The organism is Actinoplanes sp. NPDC020271 (assembly GCF_044388125.1).
Classification (GTDB): domain Bacteria; phylum Actinomycetota; class Actinomycetes; order Mycobacteriales; family Micromonosporaceae; genus Actinoplanes.
On sequence record NZ_JBIRWQ010000005.1, the window covers coordinates 452,457 to 470,938 of the forward strand.

Below are 18,482 nucleotides of genomic sequence, written 5' to 3' on the forward strand. Positions count from 1 at the left end.
GGGGCGCGGGTGCGGGCTCACCGGGGTGGGCCCGCACCCGCCGGTCAGCTGAAGGCCTTCACCTCCAGCAGGCCGACCGAGGCCGTGCCGCTGGTCAGCGCCACCCGCAGTCGTGTGGTGCTGAGCTGAGGGAACGTGACCTCGTTGTACTGGTTCGCGGCGATCGGGTAGCCACTGGCGTCCGGCACGTCGGCGTACGCCGTGCCGGTCCAGTACTGGAGTTTCCACGACGCGGGCAGGTCGATGCCCTGGCCGTCGTCGAAGAAGTACACCTGGGCCGAGCGCAGCGACTGCGCCGTCGGCCACGTGAGCTCAGCCCACTGCTGGCCGGTGTTCGGCCACGTACCCCATCGGGGGTTGATCGTGTCGTCGGAGGACGGCGGGTCGATGCCGTCGTTGAGCGCGTTCACCGACTCCCACGACGAGGTGTAGGAGGCGCTGGGCGTGGCGCTTGCCGCCACGTTGGACGAGGCGACCGCGCCGCGCTGGTACAGCTTGACCTCGGTCAGGCCGGTCTTCGCGGTGCCGGCCGGCTGGGTGAACTGGATCCGCAGCCGGGTGGTGCTCACCCCGGCGAAGCTGACCTTGTTGTAGTTCGACTGCGGCGCCGTCGGTGTCTTCACCTGCGACGATGCGGTGACGAAGGCCGAGCCGTTCCAATACTGCACGGTGTACGCCGTCGGCGGCCGATAGTGGTTGCCGGCCCGGTCGTTGCGGAAGTAGATGCGGGCCTCGTCCACCGTCTTGGCCGAACCGAAGTTGATCTCGTACCAGTCGGTCGTGTTCGTGCTGCCGTAACTGCCCCACAGTGGCGAGTTCGTCGGCAGCCCGTCGACCGCCGCGGCCGTGGTCGTGCCCGAGCTGGTGTAGGAGGCCGAGGTCGTCGCGCCGGACGCCAGGTTCGGCGCGGTCGAGGTCAGATCGACGCCGGCCTTGGCGAACACGTCCACGACGCGGTCGCTGTTCAGGGTCACGTTCTGCGGCGCCTGCAGCGACGGGAACGCCACGTTGTACGCGACCGTCCCGCTCCCGGACGGGAAGGTGACCGCCCCGGTCGCCGGGTTGTAGACGAACGGGGTGAGCTGGTTGACCGTGGCGACCCGCGTCCCGTTCAGGAAGATCGAGTAGCCCTGCGGGACACCCGCGTACTTGACCACGCCGTCGGCCGGGTCGTCCCAGACGATCGAGAGGTCGGCGTTGCGGTAGCGCAGGTTGTTGACCGCGAAGTTGGGCCAGCCGATGGCGATCGGGGACAGTTCGATCTGCGCGTCGTTGCGCGGCCGCAGCCCGGCGACGTCCTCGATGACCGTCCAGTTGCTGCTGCCGAGGATGTTGTGGTGGATCCAGGAGCGGTACGTGATCGCGCTGCCGTTCCAGTCGGCCCAGAACTCGTTGGCGTCCGGCCAGTCGGTGTTGCCGCCGATGTACTGCGCCCAGCTGTTCCAGTAGAGCAGCTTCTTGTAGTCGTCCGCGCTCATCCACTGATTGGGGTAATGGCGCAGCACCGACGAGTAGAGCCGGAACTGCACCGTCGAGTTGATCGTCGAGAAGTTGTTGCTGCCCGGACTCCCGGCGGCCGCGGCTGCCGCCTTGTCGACCTGGTTCGCCGTGTAGAACGGGAAGATCGGGTACTGCGCCGGGTCGGCGAACAGCCGCAGGGCCTGGCGGTACTCGGCGGTGTTGGGCATCAGGCCCACGGCGTACGGATAATAGTTGTTGATTTCTTTCCAGGGGACGAACGCGTTGGTGGCGACGTGCTTGTGCTCCAGCAATTGGTCGGCCGGGTTCCAGAGTGTGCCGACCACTCCGTTCTTGATCCGGTCGGCGAGCGTCTGCATCTCGGTCGCTTTCGCGCTGTTCCCGGCCAGCGAATATGCGTCCCGGGCGGCGTTCGCCGCGCTCCAGACGTACGCCGTCTCGGCCCGATCCAGGTTGCCGGCCCTCCAGTGGAACGAGACCGCGTCGGCGTCATTGCCGGTCATCGCGCCCCAGTCGTACTCGATCACCCCGTTGTTGTTGGTGTCGTAGGTCGCCAGCTGACCCTTGGCGTCGCCCTCGGCATACCGCGCGAAATTGTTCAGCATCGCCGGCTGACCACCGTGAATCTGGTACGCCCGCCACGCCGCCTCGGCGATGTACTGCGTGTACGAATTGGACCAGTTCTCCGGGTCACCCGGGTTGTCGACGAACCGGCCGTTGGCCGAGTACTGCCCGACCGACAGGTACGGGCCGTACGAGTACTCGGCGTTCCGCAGATACTTCAGGTCGTCGATGTGCATCGGCTGGGTCAGCGCGATCGCGTTGTTGTACCCGGTCGCGCCCTCGACCGACTGCGGGAACTGGAAGTCCTGCCCCGGAATGTCGGCGTCCAGATAGTTGAAGCGCATCAACCACCAGCGATAATAGATGTTCTTCTTGATCGCAGGATCGGGCACGTCGATGTACGGGACGTTGTCGGCCCACCATTTGTTGTAGGCGCGCACGTGCGTCGCGAACGCGTCGGCCGCACTCGAAGCGCGATAGGCGTTGTAGTCGGTCAACGACGCCGGGATCTCGTTCGCAACCATGCCGAGCTGCACCTTCGTGGTCACGGTGGTGCCGGCCGGCACGGTCACCGATCGGGACAGCGCGCCGCTCGCCGCGGTGAATCCGTCACCGGAGAACCGCGGGTAGATCGTGGTCAAACTGTTCTTCACCGCGCGGCTGCCGGTCAGCTCGGTGCCACTGACCGTGGTCGCGTAGGGCGAGGTCGCGTTCAGCGTGACGGTCGCCGAGGCGGTTCCGGTGTTGACGACCGCGACATTGGAGACGAGAACGTTGTTGTACGTGATGAACCTGGTGACCTCCAAGCGGATCGATCCGCTGGTGTGCACGGTTCTCGCGTAACTCGGCGTCTGCTTGCGCTGCGCCGCCTGCTCGGTGAACGTGCCGGGCGAGGCAGTGATCGCATACGCGTTCTGGCTGCTGATGTTGTCCCAGTAGGCCGCATTGCCGCCGAAGCCGATCACGGCCGGGTTGTAGGTGTACATGAACGCCGCCCGGCCGCGGGTCATCAGGAAGTCGCCGGCCGGGTCGCTGCCGTTGCGGGTCAGCAGCCGATCCATCCAGAAATCGGTGCCGCCCGACTCCGCGTCGTAAATCGCCTTCATCGTGTCACCGGTGCGGTAGGCGACCGGCGGCTGCGGAATGGCGCCACCGGTGAACGTGGGCAGGCCGATCGTCTGCGCGGCCTGCGCCGGAGCGGGCAGCCCCAGCGTGCCGACGACCAGCAGAAGAGTCATGGCGAACGCGCGTTTCATGCCTGGAACGCCTTCCACTCGAGGACACCGGTGGAGTAGCCGCTGCGCGAGGCCGCGGCGAGAGCGGGATCGCCCGCGTATGGCGAACGGCCGATCCGGTTCTGCGTGGTGGAACCGAGCGCGCCGGCCGCACCGGGGGCGCCGGCTGACCGGACGGTGCGCCGGGAGAGAGCGGGTTGGTGCATGGGGGTTCCCTTTCGTCGAAGACGGGACGAAACGGTCATGCATCGACAGATGTCGATAATTTTGGATGGACTCCACCCCTTCGTGAGCTGGTGTGGATGCGGGTGGTGGCCCGGGTGGCTCGGTCCACCCCGGACGCCAGAGTTCCTTACGAAAACGTTTTCGGCAAGATGTCAAGCACGTTGCGAATAGAAACTCATGTACGGTAATCCCGCTGGTAGCGTCCCCGTGACCGGTCGCCGGGACCGAAACTCCCCGGCTGCCGACCGAAACCCCGAGGCCGGGCGCCTGCCGCCGGCGCTTGATCTCTGTTGCCCCGGCGGGATACAACCGGACACACCTTCCACGGCGCAGACGAGGAGTCCGATGACGCCGCAGGCAACACCCGGCCACAGTCGCAAAAGTGTGTTCGCCGGGCCGTGGCGCTGGCCGCTGATCGGCCTGGGCGCCTTCGTGGTGGGCACCCTCATCATGCCCATCGGTCAACTGTGGTGGTACCTGCCCCTCGCCGTCGTCGGCGAGCTGTTCCTGCTCTGGGACGCCCGCCGGCAAGTCATGGCAGCCCACCCGGCAGTGCTCGAAGCGCGCCTGCGCCAAGTGCTGGGCCTGCTCACCCAGGACCGGCCCGACGCCGCCCTCGCCCACCTCGAAGCGCTGCTCCCCGACCTCGATCGAGTCCTCGGGCCGGACCATCCGCACACGCTCAGTGCGCAGACCCTCCACCTGCGACTCCGCGGCGACCGCGGCGACCTGCCCGACCGGGTCGGCGCCATGGCCGAACTCGTCGCACGGCAGCAGCGGCTCCTCGGCCCGGACCACGAAGAAACCCTGGCGTCCCGCTACCAGCACGCCGACTGGCTCGCCGAGGACGGTGACCCCGGCGCGGCGCAGGAGGCCTACCGGTCGCTGATCACCGACGCCACCCGGGCCCTCGGCGCCGACCACTCCACGGTGCTGATCTCCCGCAGCTCGCTGGCGATCCTGCGCCACCAGGCCGGCGAGAAGAACGCCCTGGCCGACCTGAAAACCGTCGCCGCCGACATGGAACGCGCCCTCGGCCCGGACAACCCGGCCACCATCAGCACCCGCAACCTCCTCACCCGCTGGGACACGGCCTGACCCGATCCGGCGTCAGGAAGCGTCTCGGCCGATCCCGACGCGCACGCCGTCCGCGGACGGCGTGAACGCGCACGCCGTCAGATCCTCGACAACGGCGTGCGCCGCCGACAGCTCGGCAGCCGGGTGAGAGGTGGCGGCCGGATCATCGGCGCCGGCGGCGGCAAGCGGCACGACGTGTGACATCAGTGCGTCACGCGCCGCGGGAACGGGCCGCCCGGCGGCGGCGCCGGGTTCGCCTTTGCAAGGTGTGGACGGCGGCCACGGTCAGCAGGCCGGCCATGACGGGCAGGGCGAGTTTCCACGGTATGACCGGTGCGGAATCCGGCGGGGCCGCGGCCGTGACCGGCGAGCGTGACGGCGGTGAGGGAGACGAACGGGTGCGGGGAGTAACGGTCACGAACGGCTGGTTGAGGTGGGACTTGCCGACGGTCGAGGTGATCCAGCCGGCGACCGCGTCGACCCGCGCCGCAGTGTCCGGGCCCACGTGCGGGCAGCTCGGACCTTTGCTGACCACGGCCACCAACTCAGCTTTTCCGGCGGTGTCGACCGCGAAGTACGGGCCGCCGGAGTCGTGCTCGCAGGCGCTGGTGCTGGCGTCCGGCTCGCGGCCGCTGATGCCGAGCACCTTCGTGGAGCGGGACACCACCTCGAACGTACCCGTCTGAAGGATCTTTGCGGTGGGCCGGTCGCGGCCGGTGTCGCCGAAGCCTGCCAGCCGGAGCGTCATGCCGACCGTCGGCGCCTTCGTGCGCAGATGGATCGGTGGGATGTCGGTGATCGGCGGGTCAATCTTCGCCAGGGACACGTCGGACCCGGTGGCCTGCCGGACGGCGACGACGGTGGAGACATGACCGGTCCTGGTCCGCAGGTCGGCGCGTCCGACGGTCGCCGTGGTGCGCGCGGCGACCGTCCGGCTGACGTGACGACCGGCGGAGTCCTTGAAACAGTGCCCGGCGGTGATCACCCACTCCGAGGTGAGCAGGCTGCCGGTGCACGAACTGTCCCGGGTGCCGTCGCCGTCCGGGATGCCGGTCATGGTGAGTTTCACCGCGAAGACGTACCTGCCCTGCGGCACGTTCTGGCCGTTGGCGATGGCGTTCGCCGGGCCGGCGACACCGAGGATCGCGGCGGCCAGCGCCGCCACCGCCCATAACGCCTTCACAGTCTGCACACACCCATGACGCATGAAAGGTATTCATGCGTTGCAACCCGCCCCGGCCCGGACAGCGGGCCTCCACACCGGCGAGCAACCCGTCCCCGGTGTCCGGCGCCACGACGCTCCTCTCAGCCGGTCAGAGACCGGGCCGGAGCCGAAGTGGTTGCCTTCGTTCGGCAAGATTTTCAGCCGCTGGTCATTGTGGCCCGTCGGCGCCCAGAGCCCACTCCACCGTGACGGTCACCACGACCTGCTGTCGCCCCGGCTCGACCGGAACCGGCTGGTCCGCGTAAGCCATGCCGCGCAGCGCGGACGCCCCCGCGAAACCGGCGCTCTCCTCGCTCACCCGGACGACGCGACCCAAAGGCCGGCCCGCCTCCCGGGCGTACGACTGGGCCTTGCCGCGCGCGTCGGCGAACGCCTTCCGCCGAGCCTCGGCCAGCAGCGCGCTGTCGTCCTCGATCGTGAACGACGTGCTGCTCAACCGGGCCGAGTCACCGCCGGAGGCGACGGCCGCGGAGAGTATGGAACCGGCTTTCGGCAGGTCACGGATCTTCGCGGTGAGCCCCTGGCTCGCGGTGTACCCGGTGATCTTGGTGGCGTTCCGCCGAGCGGTGACGCTCACATCCGACGTCGTGAGGTCGGCCTTGGCGATCCCGGCCCGCACGAGCGCATCGCGCATCCGGGTCGCCGCCGCGGCTGCCCGATCCAATGCCGAACCGACCGCCGGCGCGTCGGTCTCGACGGCGAAGTTCGCCACGAGCACGTCGGGCGTGCCGGACACCTCCCCGGTCCCGCTGACCACAATGCTCTCCCGCTCCTGCTCAGCGACCTGTGATGCCGTCGCTCCCGTAGCGAGCGCCGATCGGCTCCCGGCTGTCGTCCCGGCGGTGAGCGCCGATCGGCTCCCGGCTGTCGTCCCGGCGGTGAGCACTGCTCGGCCCCCGGCTGTCGTCCCGGCAGCGAGCGCCGGCTGGCTTCCGGTCAGCGTTTCCGGCCCGGCCAGCGCGGCCAGAACAACAAGAGCCTGCACTGCGACGCGTGTCTTCTTCACATTTCCGCCCTCGAAGCTGAGTTTCCCCCTATGCTCCCGGTCGAATCCCACCAAAGGCGGACATTACCCGCTTTTTAGACCATCCGTGCGGTCGGTGGCGGGCTCGCCCGTACGGCGAAATGGGGTGAATCGGGGTTGGGCCGGTCGGCAGTGAGGCCGCAGTCGCCAGGCGCGCCGGAACGGGCACTTTTCCAGCCTGCTGTACCTCGGATCGGGTAGGCAGCGGGATCGATGCCGGCCGCTGCGGAAAATAGCGTGGGGTTCATGACGACGAGGACGAAGTACCGCATCCTGGCGGTCATCCTGACCGCCCTCACTGTTCTGACCGGTCAACAACTGGGTGCCGTCGCGAGTGGTTCGGGCTGGGCGGGGATCACCCGGGAGCAGGTCCGGATCGACTTCGGCAAGGGGTGGATCACGCAGGCCGAGCTGACCTATCCGAGTGGGGCCCGGGGCCGGCTGCCGCTGGTCGTGCTGCTGCACGGCAGCGGGCACAACGATATGAACCAGACCCTGCCGGACTCCAAGGGCGCGACGTTCGTGCCGCTGGCGCAGGCTGCCGCCCGGGAGGGGTTCGCGGCGCTGCGGTTCAACAAGCGGGGTGTGACCGGGGTCGGGCCGGTGGAGAGCACCGATCCGGCGCAGTTGAATCCGGAGAAGCCGTATGAGCAGATCCAGCGGGACGCCGCCTCGGTGGTCCGGTTCGCGGCCGCCTCGCCCCGGGTGGATCGGTCACGGATTTTCCTGCTGGGCCACAGCGAGGGTACGAACGTGGCCGCGAATCTGGCCGCCGACCCGCAGGCGTTCGGCATCCCGAAGCCGGCCGGCGTGATCGCGATGGGTGTCGTCGGGCAGGACATCAAGCAGTTGCTGACGTTGCAGCTCTACGGCCGGCTGCTGCTGCAGTTGCACGACCAGTTCGACGTGGACGCCGACGGCCGGTTGACGCTGACCGAGGCGCGCAACGGCCTGGTCGGGCAGCCGGCGGAACTGGCTGATCAGTTCCGGTCGGTCCTGCTCGACGGCGATCGGGTGCGAGCCACCACCGACACCGATCATGACGGGCAGATCGCGATCGACGCGGAAGCCGGTGCGGTGCTGCGCGCGGCCACCGGGATCGACAACTACCCGGACGTGCCGGGGCTGGAGACGCTGCAGGACTACGTCGCCGACATCGCTCGTTTCCCGACGGTGACGCAGGCGCTGCCCCGGTTCGCCGGCCCGACGCTGCTGCTCAACGGCGAGAACGACCTGCAGACGCCGGCCCGGGCGGCATTGGCCGCGGACGCCGCCGTCGCTGCGGCCGGCAACCGCGATCACAAGATCGTCATCTACCCGGGGATGGCGCACACCATGAACGTGACCCCGAAGTTCACGCCGGAGTTCGGTGAGCCGGACCGGCAGGTGGTCACCGACATCCGCGCCTGGCTGCGGTCGCACCGCTGATCAAAAGGCCGAGCTGGTCATAAAGGCCGAGCTGATCAAAAGGCCGAGCTGGTCATAAAGGCCGAGCTGATCGGGAGGGCCGCTGAACGAGAAAGGCCGGTGGGAGTCGTCTCCCACCGGCCTTCGTCAGGTCCGGATCAGTGCAGGATCACCGGTGCGGCATCGGCCGCCTCGCCGTCGCCGAGATGCGACTCCTCCCGCTTGCGGGGGAGGAACAGCGACGAGATCACGGTCAGCAGGACCAGGCCGACCGCCACCCAGTAGGTGTGGGCGAACGCTTCCGCGGCCTGGGCCAGGCCCTTCTCGACCCCGGCCGGACCACCGATCTGCGCGGCGATCGCCGGGTCCTGCCGGGAGGCGATTGCCGGGCCGGCCAGTTCGGCGTCCTTGAGACCGTTGGTCAGGATCACCGACATGATGGCGACGCCGACCGAGCTGGCGATCTGCTGAGTGATGTTCAGCAGCGTCGACCCACGGGCGACCTCGGCCTGCCGCAGCGTCTTGAGCGCCGACGTCATGATCGGCATCATCGTGCCGCCCATGCCGAGGCCCATGACGAACAGGGTGACGATCAGATAGGTGTACGACGTCGTCGACGTGATCTGGGTCAGGCTGATCATGCCGGCGAGGATGAACAGCAGGCCGAACGGCACGATCCGGCCGACCGGCAGCTTGTCGGTGAGCGCACCGGCGACCGGCATGGTCAGCATCGCGCCGATGCCTTGCGGAGCCACGAGCAGGCCGGCGTGCAGCACCGACTCGCCGCGGATCTGCTGGAAGTAGGTCGGCACGAGCAGCAGGCCGCCGAAGAACGCCACCGCGAACAGGAACATCGTGATGATGCTGACGGCCAGGTTCCGGTTCTTGAACAGGCGCAGGTCGAGCAGTGGATGCTTCGGCTTGAACGAGTACAGGACGAAGCTGATCACCAGGGCCAGGCCGACGAACCCCGGGATGAGGACCTTGGGCGAGCTGACCGTGCCCTCGGCCGGGATCGACGAGATGCCGTAGAGGAACAGCGCGAGGCCGGGCGACATCATCAGCATGCCGACGAAGTCGAACGTCTCCGACGGGTGCGGCGCGTCCTTGGGCAGCACCATGAACGCGTAGACCAGGGCGATCAAGCCGATCGGCAGGTTGATCAGGAAGATCCAGTGCCAGCTGGCCGCGTCGATCAGCCAGCCGCCGAGGATCGGGCCGCCGATCGGACCGAGCAGCATCGGCACGCCCAGGATGGCCATCAGCCGGCCCATCCGCTTCGGGCCCGCCGCCCTCGTCATGATCGTCATGCCCAGTGGCATCAGCATGCCGCCGCCGAGGCCCTGCAGCACCCGGAACGCGATCAGCATGTTGATGTTGCTGGCCATGGCGCACAGCACCGACCCGATCGTGAACAGCGCGATCGCGGTCATGTAGAGCCGCTTGGTGCCGAACCGGTCGGCCGCCCAGCCGGTGAGCGGGATGACGGTGGCCAGCGCGAGCGTGTAACCGGTGACCGTCCACGCGACGGTCGAGTAGGCGAGCGGCTGGCCGGGCTCACCGAACGTCGTCTGGAACGTCGGCAGCGCGACGTTGACGACCGTGATGTCGAGGATCGACATGATGGCGCCGAGGACGACGACGCCGGCAACTTTCAGGATGTCGCCGGTGATCCGCTCGTCGTTCGCGGCGGCGGGTGGGGCAACCTCTGTCATACGTTCCTTCTTCGGGCCAGTGACGCCGTATTCCGTGAGTCGGTACGAGTCTTCCCCGCTCCGCTGGCACGGAGCGCACACGACACTGGCACGACCGTAGTCCGCAACGCCCGGCTCCGGGTGCCCTACCCGTCCTTTCGCGCTCAGGTCACCTGTGCGGCGGCCCGGTTCCGCCTGATTCTGACGGTCATCAGCGGTCCCACCGGAACCCGACGGGTGACGGTGTGACGGTCCGGCCTGGCCCCACCTGAGCCGCTCAGCCGCCGTCGCGGTGCGGTAGGGGAGGAGGTGGGGCATAGCCAAGCACCGCCGGAGTCCGGCACAAGTCCAGCAGCAGGTCGAAGCAGCGTGCCGCCACGACGATCCGGGCCTGCCGCGCGGTCGTCGTGCCCGTCTGCTCAAGAGTGAGCATGGCGCGCAGACCGGCGAGATCGCAGAAGTCGAGTGCGGACAGGTCCAGCTCCAGACGTTCGGCGGGATGCTCGGCGACGATTTCGGACAGTCGCCGGTGGAACTCGCCCGTGGTGCCGATGTTGAGGTCGCCGCCGACAGCCACCAGGACGACATCGTCATACAGCTTCGCCTCGGCCACCGTGAGCCGTTGTCCGACGTCATCGACGTAAGGCTCACTGTCATGTTCCTGGCTCATCGTCGCGGCTCCGCTGCGCTCAGCATCTTCTGGATCTACCACCGTCACGGTGACCGGCACTCGACTGTCCCCCGATCCGGGCATGCTCACGGCGCGGGCAGCGGACCGGCCCGGTGGCTCAGCAGCAGACGGGTGCCGGTGGAATCGGTCGTGATGTCCAGGCCGGTGCAGGCCCGCTGGATGATCTGCAGTCCCGACCAGGCGGGAACCGCGAGGCCGGTGACCTCAGCGGCGGACAGGACAGTTGCGGGAAAGCCCGGGCCGTGGTCGCTGATCTCGCACCACACATGGCCGGCGCGGCGCCACAGCAACAGCTGACCATGCCCCCCGCCGTGCCGCACGACGTTGGTCACCGCCTCGTGCACCGCCAGCACGAACCGGTGCGACTGATCATCGTGCAGCCCCTGACCGACGGCCAGAGCACGAATCTGCTCGCGCACCGGGCCCAGCAGCGCCCGGCCGAACCAGCAGGCCATCAGCACCCTGCCCGGGCTCTGCGGCCCGCCCGCGGACGTGACCGGGCGGGCCGTGTCCACCGCATTCTCCGGCCGGCCACCGCGCCGTCCCGGCCGCGCAGAACGGACAGCAGCCAACCCCGCGAAGCCCTCCTGGAACACAGCCGGAGCACGTGGCCGACCCGACCGACCGCACATCCACCATGCACAGTGACCGGATCGGGCGGGCTCGGGCCGGCATGGCGAGTTCACCGCTGCCACCAGCACGCCGGTCTACTTCTGCGACCCGGCCAGTCCTTGGCGACGCGGCTCCGACGCACCTTGGAGACTGCCGGTGACCGACCGCCCCGGCTGCGCCTGACCACCGGTCAGGGACGGCCATTCGTTCTGACGGTATTCGCCGATCGGAACACGGCGGTGTGGTCGCGTGACAGCGCGGCACGGGATCACGCGACAGCGGCAATCACCGAACGGTTGACGCGCAACCGAGGCCATCGGCTTTCCTGAACTGGCATGGCTGTCATCATCAGCGCACTGATCTGCCGCGATCCGCGTGCCGGCTGCCCACGTGATGGTGCCAACGCGTAGTCGCCGGCTGGGGCGTCTGGTGGGGCCGGTCGAGACCGTCACGCCATTCTTCGCGTGGCCACCGATCGGGCCAGGTCGCGCCGTCCGGGTGGAGCCGAGCGCGACCGCCGGAATCAGGGTGCGGAACGTCGGTGTTGAGGCGATCTCCGGGGCCATGCATACGTCCGGCGTCGAGCTGCGGCTGCGCTTGTCGCTCTGCGCACTGTCCGAGTGTTCGATCCCTCTCCTCTGCCCGCTGCCGGTTCAGGGGTGGTGGCGTAGGCCGTCCAGCACCAGCGTGATCACCCCGTCCGCGTCGGTGCGACTGCCCGGCTGGTCGTAGGCGGCGCAGATCCCGTGCAGTGCCATCATCACCGAGCCCACCCCGACGTCGCCCCGGATCGCGCCGGCTTCGATCCCCGCGACCAGCAGGGAGGTGATGGCCTCGCCGAGTTGCCGCCCGCCGTCGGCCAGCAGCCCTTCGTGTGTCGCCATCAGCGTGGCCAGTGTCCGCGCGAGACCCTGATGGTCGTCGAGGTAGCTGACGAACCCGCGCAGGAAGACGGCCAGCGCCTCGCCCGCGGGCTGTGTCGTCAGCAGTTCGCGCGCCCGGCCACCGAGCGCGGCAACTTCTTCCCGGTAGACCGCCTCGGCCAGCGCTTCCCGCGTGGGAAAGTGCCGGTACAGCGTCCCGGTCCCCACCCCGGCCAGCTTCGCGAAGTCGTCGAACCGCAGGTCGAACCCGCCCGAGGCGAAGATCTCCCGAGCTTTGGCGACCAGGGCGTCCCGGTTGCGCTGGGCGTCGGCGCGCAGGGGCTTGGCGGCGGTCACGAACCCTCCCCGTTGACAAGTGGAAACTATCTCCATATTTTGGCGAAGTGGAGATGACCTCCGATTGTAGTCCACGAGGTGGGGCATGAAGATCCTGATGTTCGGTCGCGGCGTGATCGCCACGATCTACGGCTGGGCCCTGGAACGTGCAGGTCACGACGTCGAGTTCTACGTCCGTCCGGGCCGCGCGGCGCAGTACGGCGAGGCGATCGACCTCGACCTGCTCGACTCGCGGCGCCGGCTGCGGGGCGAGCGCGTCACCGAGCGATGGCCGGTGCGGTATCGCGAGGAACTGCCGCCCGGCCACGACTTCGACCTGATCGTGCTCAGCGTCCAGCACTACAACCTCGCCGAGGCCGTGGCCTTCCTCGGCCCGCGCGTCGGCCGGGCCACCGTGCTGGTCTTCAACAACCTCTGGGCCGAGCCCTCGGAGGCGATCGGCACCATCCCGGCCGACCAGGTGGCCTGGGGTTTCCCCGGCGCCGGCGGCGGCTTCGACGACGCCGGTGTGCTGCACGGCTCCCTGCTGCCGGTGGTCTTCTCCGGCACGCTCGGGTCGCCGCCGACCGAGCGCGAGCGAGCCGTCCGCGAGGTGTTCGGCCAGGCCGGGTTCAAGGTCCGGGAGAACGCCGACTTCCGCGGCTGGCTCTGGATCCACTTCATCCAGAACGCCGGCCTGCACACCCGGAGTCTCAAGCTGGGCTCGCTGGCCGAGATCGCCGGCGCGCCCGGCGAGGCCCGCCAGGCGGTGCTCGCCATCCGCGAGTTGCTCCCGCTCGTCGAGGCCCGCGGCATCGATCTGCGACGGCATCGCGGCGACGTGCTGCTCCTCAAGTCGCCCTCATGGCTGACCGGTCCCGCGCTCTCCTGGCTGTTCGGCCACTTCCCGCCGATGCGCCTGCTGGCGGAGTCGCACGCCAACCCGGAGGAGCTGCGCGCTGTCGGTCGCGACACCCTGGCCGAGGCCCGCCGGCGGGGCATCTCGGTCCCGCGCCTGGGGGCCGCCGAGCCGTACTTCGCCGCCCCGCCGGTGAAATAGACCCCGAGAATCACGGTCACATTCCCGATTCAGTACGCCGTGGGCCCGGCCGCGTAACGTTACACAAGGCATTAGAATGGGCCGGTGCCCACGCCCGCGCGTCGCCGTCCCACCGTCAAAGATGTCGCCGAGCAGGCCGGGGTCGCGCCGATGACGGTGTCCTATACGTTCAACCGTCCCGCGCGGGTCGCCGAGGGCACCCGGGCCCGGGTGCTGGAGGTCGCGGCCCGGCTGGGCTATCGGCCGGACAGCACCGCCCGGGCCCTGCGCTCGGGGCGCGCCAACCAGCTGGGCGTGGTGGTCGGGGAGCATCTGTCCTATCTCTTCGACGACCCGCAGGCAGCGCAGTTCCTGGCCGGGATCACCGACGTCTGCGTCAGTGAGGACCTGGGAGTGGTGCTGATCCCCACCCGGGGGGACGCCTCCGACGTCGACCGGGTGCTGACCGCGGCCGTCGACGGGTACGTGCTGTGGACCACCGTCGCCGACGACCCGGTGCTGGCCGCCGTCGCGAGCAGCGGACGGCCCGCGGCCATCCAGGGCGGCCCGGCCCACCCCGGCCTGGCGTGCGTCGGACCGGACGACCGCGCGGCGGCGGCAGCGGTCGCGGGGGCCACCCCACTGGCTGGGGCGACCCCCGTCATCATCAGCTTCCCCCTGGACCGGCGCCGCACCAGCGGCGTGCTGCGTGGCCGCGACCTGCCCGCCGACCTGATGGATCCGCGGGCGGTCCCGTTCCCCGTCACCGGGGCGCGGCTGGCCGGCTACCGCGACGCGCTGACCGAGGCCGGTCACCACTGGGACGACGTGCGGATCGCCGTGGTGGAACGCAACCAGCGCGACCTGGGTGCGGACGCCGCCGCGCGGCTGCTCGCCACCCTGGCGGACTCCGGTCCCGTGGTGGTGCTGGCGATGAGCGACGAACTGGCGCTCGGGGCCCGCGGGGCGATGGGCCGCACGCAGCGGGCGGTGACGCTCACCGGGTGGGACGGCTCGCGGGAGGCCACCGCCTCGGGAGTGTGGTCGGTGGCGGCCTCGTTGCGCGACCAGGGCCGGGCATGTGCCCGAGCGGCCCTGTCGGGCGACCTCGACGGGCAGCCGGCGCCGTGGACCGTGGTCGCGCCCGGAGGACAGCCCGCCCCCGATCGGTGACTGTGCGAGCGCGTCCTGCATGGGTTCAGCGGCGGACTGCCCGTTCTCGATCAAGCCGCTGCCGTTCGAGGAGTGGGCGCGCGGCGGTCAGCGTCAAGCCTCGTCGCCGCCTGACCATTTCCGGTCAGGGGCGGTCCGGAGGAGCGCGCCGGTGCCAATATGTGGACCATGACGGTCGACCACACCGTGCGCCTGCGGTTCTCCGACGACTCGCAGGCGGCGGCAACCCATACGAACCTTTCCGCCGTACGTCGTGACGGCCCCGTCCTCTGGATCGCCGGTGACGAGACCGCCACCGTCGAGCGGCTCCTCGCCGACGACCCGGAACGGCCCACCGAGTTCGGGGACGAAGCCCGCTTCCGCCTCGCCGACCTGGTCGACCTGCCCGGGGCGGACGCCGACGAGGAAGCCGACGTGGAAGGGCTCGCCCGATCCGGGCACTTCCTGTGGGCGGTCGGCTCACACAGCCTGCGGCGTAAACAGATCAAAGGACATCACGACGGGCCCAAGGCGCTGAAACGGCTCGCTCGCGTCGAGGGTCAGGACAACCGGCAGATCCTCGTGCGGCTACCGGTCGCCGACGCCGGGGGAGTGCCGACGCCCGTACGGGAAAAAGTGGTTGATGGGGTTGTTCATCGTGCCGCGGCGCTCAGCGGTCGTGACGACCTGCGCCGGATGCTGCGCGACGACGAGCACCTCGCGCCCTTCCTGGCGATCCCCGGCAAGGACAACGGACTCGACATCGAAGGTATCGCGGTGCGCGACGACCGGCTATACCTCGGGCTGCGCGGGCCGGTGCTGCGCGGGTGGGCGTTCGTGCTGGAAGTGCGGCCGTATGTGACGGCCGACGCCCCGGGGCGGTTGCGGCTGCGGCTTTTCGAGGACGGGCGCCCGTACCGGAAGCATGTTCTTGATCTCGACGGGCTCGGCGTGCGTGATCTGTGCCCGGACGGGGACGATCTTCTCGTGCTGGCGGGGCCGACGATGGCGCTGGACGGGCCGGTCCGGATCTACCGGTGGCACGGGGCGAGCCGGACGGAGATGCCGTCGATCGTGCGGGACGACTTGATCAGCCGGGAGCTGGAGGTGAGCTTCGGGGAAGGGGACGATCATGCTGAGGGGTTGAGCATGTTCGGGGCCGATCGGGTTCTGGTGGTCTACGACAGCCCGGCGTCGGCTCGGCTGACGGCGGACGGGGCGGTGATCGCTGACGTGCTGCGGCTGCCGCGCTGAGCGCGGTCTGTCCTCGGTGCGCTGCTCCCGGCCGCAAGCCGCACGCCGGTGGCCGGCACGCGAAACTTCACCCCGGCCAGCCCGAACAGGCGGCCGCAGCCGGGAGCGCAGTAGGGGTGGTCGGCCATCGAAGCCCGGCCCCAGCCGCTGGTCCGGCTGGGCGCAGGCGTCCAGCGCGGCCCGGATCCGAGCCGTCCGCGGATGATGCCGCCCGGCCAGAACCGCCGGCGCCACTCGCCGGGCCGCGTCGTGCTCGTCGAGCGGCGGCAGCGCGACCGTGGGCAGACCGGCCAGGGCCGGTGGGACCTCGGCGCGGCCGATCAGCGCCCGAGCATCCTGCGCACGGTGTCGCGATGCGCTCGCGTCTCCGGCGTCTGCGGAGCTTTACGCCAGGGGCGAATTCGTTGATCCGCTGACCACGCATTTCCGTATTCGGACATACGCATCTATTTGCATCGTCACCCGAGCGGTGGGACGCGCTGGTTTTGTCAGCCGCAGCGGGTAGGTTCTGACGCGGCCCGAGGAGGATGGGGGAGCCGCCGGTGACTGCGCCGACAACGACCAAGAGCACGCCCAGCTCGGAAAAGGGCACGACGATCGGCTCCCTCGAGGTGCTGGCCGTGATCCTCGTGCTGCTCGTGCTCGCCCGTGGCAGCATCGCCGGGCTGATCTCCGGGGCGGCGCTGCAGACCTGGTCGACGGTGTTCGTCTCGGTGCTGGTGCAGGCCGTGCCGTTCCTGGTCTTCGGCGTGGTGCTCTCCGCGGTGATCGCGGTCTTCGTGCCGCGCAGCTTCTGGGCCCGCGCGCTGCCCAGCCACCCCGCGCTGGCCGTGCCCGCGGCCGGGGTCGCCGGCGTGATCCTGCCCGGGTGCGAGTGCGGCAGCGTGCCGATCGCCGGTTCGCTGATCCGGCGCGGGGTGACCCCGGCCGCGGCGCTCGCGTTCCTGCTGGCCGCGCCCGCGATCAACCCGATCGTGCTGACCGCCACCGTGATCGCCTTCCCCGGCGAGCCGATGATGGCGGTCGCCCGCGGCGTGGCCAGCTTGGTCGTCGCCGTCGCGATGGGCTGGCTCTGGCTGCGGATCGGCAAACCGGAGTGGATCAAGCTGCCGCACCGGCCCGACCTCGACGACGAGTCGAAGGCCCGGGCGTTCTGGGCGGCCTGCCGTCACGACATCATGCACGCCGGCGGGTTCCTGGTCCTGGGCGCGGCCGCGGCGGCGACGATCAACGTGGTGATCCCCGCCTCGTGGCTGCAGAGCCTCGCGGGTTACCCCGTCGTCTCGGTGATCGCCCTGGCCACCCTCGCCGTCCTGCTCTCCATCTGCAGCGAGGCCGACGCGTTCGTGGCCGCGTCGCTGTCCCAGTTCTCGCTCACGTCCCGCCTGGTCTTCCTGGTCGTCGGCCCGATGGTCGACCTCAAGCTGATCTCCATGCAGACCGGGGTCTTCGGCCGCCGGTTCGCGATGCGTTTCGCGCCCACCACGTTCGTCGCCGCCGTCCTGGTCGGCTCCGCCTTCGGATTGGCCCTGCTGTGAGCCGGATGACCCAGGCCGTGATCATGCTGCTGTTCGGCGGCGCGATCATCAAAGCGACCGTGACCGACGTCTTCCTCCGGTACGTCAAGGCCGGCCTCCAGCCGTATCTGCTGGTCGCCGGCATCCTGTTGGTCGCCGCCGCGGTAATGACCATCTGGTACGACTTGCGCGCCGCCCGCCGCGGCGACCCCGACGATCACGGCCACGGCGCGCAGGGGGCGGGCGGCGGCGATGGTCACGGCGCGCACGGGCCGGACGGCGGCGATGGTCACGGCGCGCACGAGCCGGACCACGGGGACGGTCACGGGGCGGACGACGGGCATGGGCACGGTGCTCACGAGCCGAAGGTGGGCTGGCTGCTTCTGCTGCCGGTGCTCGGGCTGCTGCTGATCTCGCCGCCGGCGCTCGGGTCGTTCGCGGCCGGCCAGTCCGGCAGCGTCGGCCCGGCCGCCGCCTCGGACTACCCACCGCTGCCCGACGGCGACCCGGTCGAGGTCAGCCTGCTGGACTACGCGTCCCGGGCCGTCTTCGACAGCGGACGAAGCCTGACCGGCCGCAACCTCAAGCTGACCGGCTTCATCACCCCCGGCCCGGACGGCAAACCGATGCTCGCCCGAATCGTCCTCACCTGCTGCGCCGCCGACGGCCGCCCGATCAAAGTCGGACTCACCGGCGTGCCCCTGGACGCGCCGCCGGACGCCTGGGTCGAGGTGGTCGGCGTCTACAGCAGCCAGGTCGGGACGGACCCGGTGAACCAGGCGCAGGTCGCCTACGTCGAGGTCAAGTCCTGGCAGGAGATCGACCAGCCCAAACAGCCCTACGCCTGACCGCCCACCCCGCAGCCCGACCGGCCCCCACTGGTCTGCGGCTTGGTTACCCCGCGGCGTCGTCGGCCGGCCGTTGTGGCTGCGCTGGACGTGCGAGTCGCATGGCTGCCGCACGCTTCGGCCCGCGCTCGCCGGCCCGTGCTCGCCGGCCCGTGCTCGCCGGCCCGTGCTCGCCGGCCCGTGCTCGCCGGCCCGTGCTCGCCGGCCCGTGCTCGCCGGCCCGTGCTCGCCGGCCCGTGC

The 18,482-nt window shown here is 69.9% G+C and carries 15 protein-coding genes; 7 read left to right on the plus strand and 8 right to left on the minus strand.

The features are described 5' to 3' along the window. Positions 1-44 precede the first annotated feature (44 nt). Positions 45-3,299, minus strand: a complete 3,255-nt coding sequence (locus ACH442_RS14885) for a discoidin domain-containing protein (RefSeq protein ID WP_396338531.1) — start codon at positions 3,297-3,299, stop codon at positions 45-47. Then, positions 3,296-3,484 (minus strand): hypothetical protein, encoded by a 189-nt coding sequence (locus ACH442_RS14890; RefSeq protein ID WP_396338532.1) that lies wholly within the window; start codon positions 3,482-3,484, stop codon positions 3,296-3,298. Before ACH442_RS14890 ends, ACH442_RS14885 begins: the two co-directional genes overlap by 4 nt. Positions 3,485-3,848: 364 nt before the next feature. Between ACH442_RS14890 and ACH442_RS14895 the strand changes: the two genes are divergently transcribed. Continuing rightward, positions 3,849-4,601, plus strand: a complete 753-nt coding sequence (locus tag ACH442_RS14895; protein WP_396338533.1) for a tetratricopeptide repeat protein — start codon at positions 3,849-3,851, stop codon at positions 4,599-4,601. A 190-nt stretch (positions 4,602-4,791) separates the two neighbouring features. Here ACH442_RS14895 and ACH442_RS14900 read toward each other — a convergent pair whose 3' ends face one another. Beyond that, the gene (locus ACH442_RS14900; protein ID WP_396338534.1) at positions 4,792-5,772 is read right to left on the minus strand and encodes a S1 family peptidase; all 981 of its coding nucleotides are present in this window, start codon (positions 5,770-5,772) and stop codon (positions 4,792-4,794) included. A 181-nt stretch (positions 5,773-5,953) separates the two neighbouring features. Continuing rightward, complete coding sequence (locus ACH442_RS14905) at positions 5,954-6,811, minus strand: SIMPL domain-containing protein (RefSeq protein WP_396338535.1); 858 nt, start codon at positions 6,809-6,811, stop codon at positions 5,954-5,956. 264 nt (positions 6,812-7,075) lie between these two features. On the opposite strand from ACH442_RS14905, the gene ACH442_RS14910 reads away from it, so the two are divergent. Further along, positions 7,076-8,257: an alpha/beta fold hydrolase gene (locus tag ACH442_RS14910; protein ID WP_396338536.1), complete on the plus strand. Its 1,182-nt coding sequence runs from the start codon at positions 7,076-7,078 to the stop codon at positions 8,255-8,257. 137 nt (positions 8,258-8,394) lie between these two features. Here ACH442_RS14910 and ACH442_RS14915 read toward each other — a convergent pair whose 3' ends face one another. The 4 genes from ACH442_RS14915 to ACH442_RS14930 all read right to left on the minus strand — a co-directional run bounded on the left by ACH442_RS14915 (position 8,395) and on the right by ACH442_RS14930 (position 12,453). Then, positions 8,395-9,951, minus strand: a complete 1,557-nt coding sequence (locus ACH442_RS14915; RefSeq protein WP_396338537.1) for a DHA2 family efflux MFS transporter permease subunit — start codon at positions 9,949-9,951, stop codon at positions 8,395-8,397. A gap of 256 nt (positions 9,952-10,207) precedes the next feature. After that, positions 10,208-10,660, minus strand: a complete 453-nt coding sequence (locus ACH442_RS14920) for an STAS domain-containing protein (protein ID WP_396338538.1) — start codon at positions 10,658-10,660, stop codon at positions 10,208-10,210. Between the two features lie 26 nt (positions 10,661-10,686). Further along, on the minus strand, positions 10,687-11,136 hold the full coding sequence (locus tag ACH442_RS14925; RefSeq protein WP_396338539.1) for an ATP-binding protein: 450 nt from the start codon (positions 11,134-11,136) through the stop codon (positions 10,687-10,689). A 750-nt stretch (positions 11,137-11,886) separates the two neighbouring features. Then, positions 11,887-12,453, minus strand: coding sequence for a TetR/AcrR family transcriptional regulator (locus tag ACH442_RS14930; RefSeq protein ID WP_396338540.1), 567 nt, complete (start codon positions 12,451-12,453; stop codon positions 11,887-11,889). Positions 12,454-12,538: 85 nt separating this feature from the next. Between ACH442_RS14930 and ACH442_RS14935 the strand changes: the two genes are divergently transcribed. From ACH442_RS14935 to ACH442_RS14955, 5 genes are all read left to right on the plus strand, one after another. Then, positions 12,539-13,492, plus strand: coding sequence for a ketopantoate reductase family protein (locus ACH442_RS14935; protein ID WP_396338541.1), 954 nt, complete (start codon positions 12,539-12,541; stop codon positions 13,490-13,492). Between the two features lie 84 nt (positions 13,493-13,576). Next, the gene (locus ACH442_RS14940) at positions 13,577-14,644 is read left to right on the plus strand and encodes a LacI family DNA-binding transcriptional regulator (RefSeq protein ID WP_396338542.1); all 1,068 of its coding nucleotides are present in this window, start codon (positions 13,577-13,579) and stop codon (positions 14,642-14,644) included. A 168-nt stretch (positions 14,645-14,812) separates the two neighbouring features. Further along, positions 14,813-15,877 (plus strand): DUF3616 domain-containing protein, encoded by a 1,065-nt coding sequence (locus tag ACH442_RS14945; RefSeq protein ID WP_396338543.1) that lies wholly within the window; start codon positions 14,813-14,815, stop codon positions 15,875-15,877. Between the two features lie 527 nt (positions 15,878-16,404). Continuing rightward, the gene (locus ACH442_RS14950) at positions 16,405-17,415 is read left to right on the plus strand and encodes a permease (RefSeq protein ID WP_396338544.1); all 1,011 of its coding nucleotides are present in this window, start codon (positions 16,405-16,407) and stop codon (positions 17,413-17,415) included. A 5-nt stretch (positions 17,416-17,420) separates the two neighbouring features. Beyond that, on the plus strand, positions 17,421-18,242 hold the full coding sequence (locus ACH442_RS14955) for a TIGR03943 family putative permease subunit (RefSeq protein WP_396338546.1): 822 nt from the start codon (positions 17,421-17,423) through the stop codon (positions 18,240-18,242). The last annotated feature ends 240 nt before the right edge of the window (positions 18,243-18,482 follow it).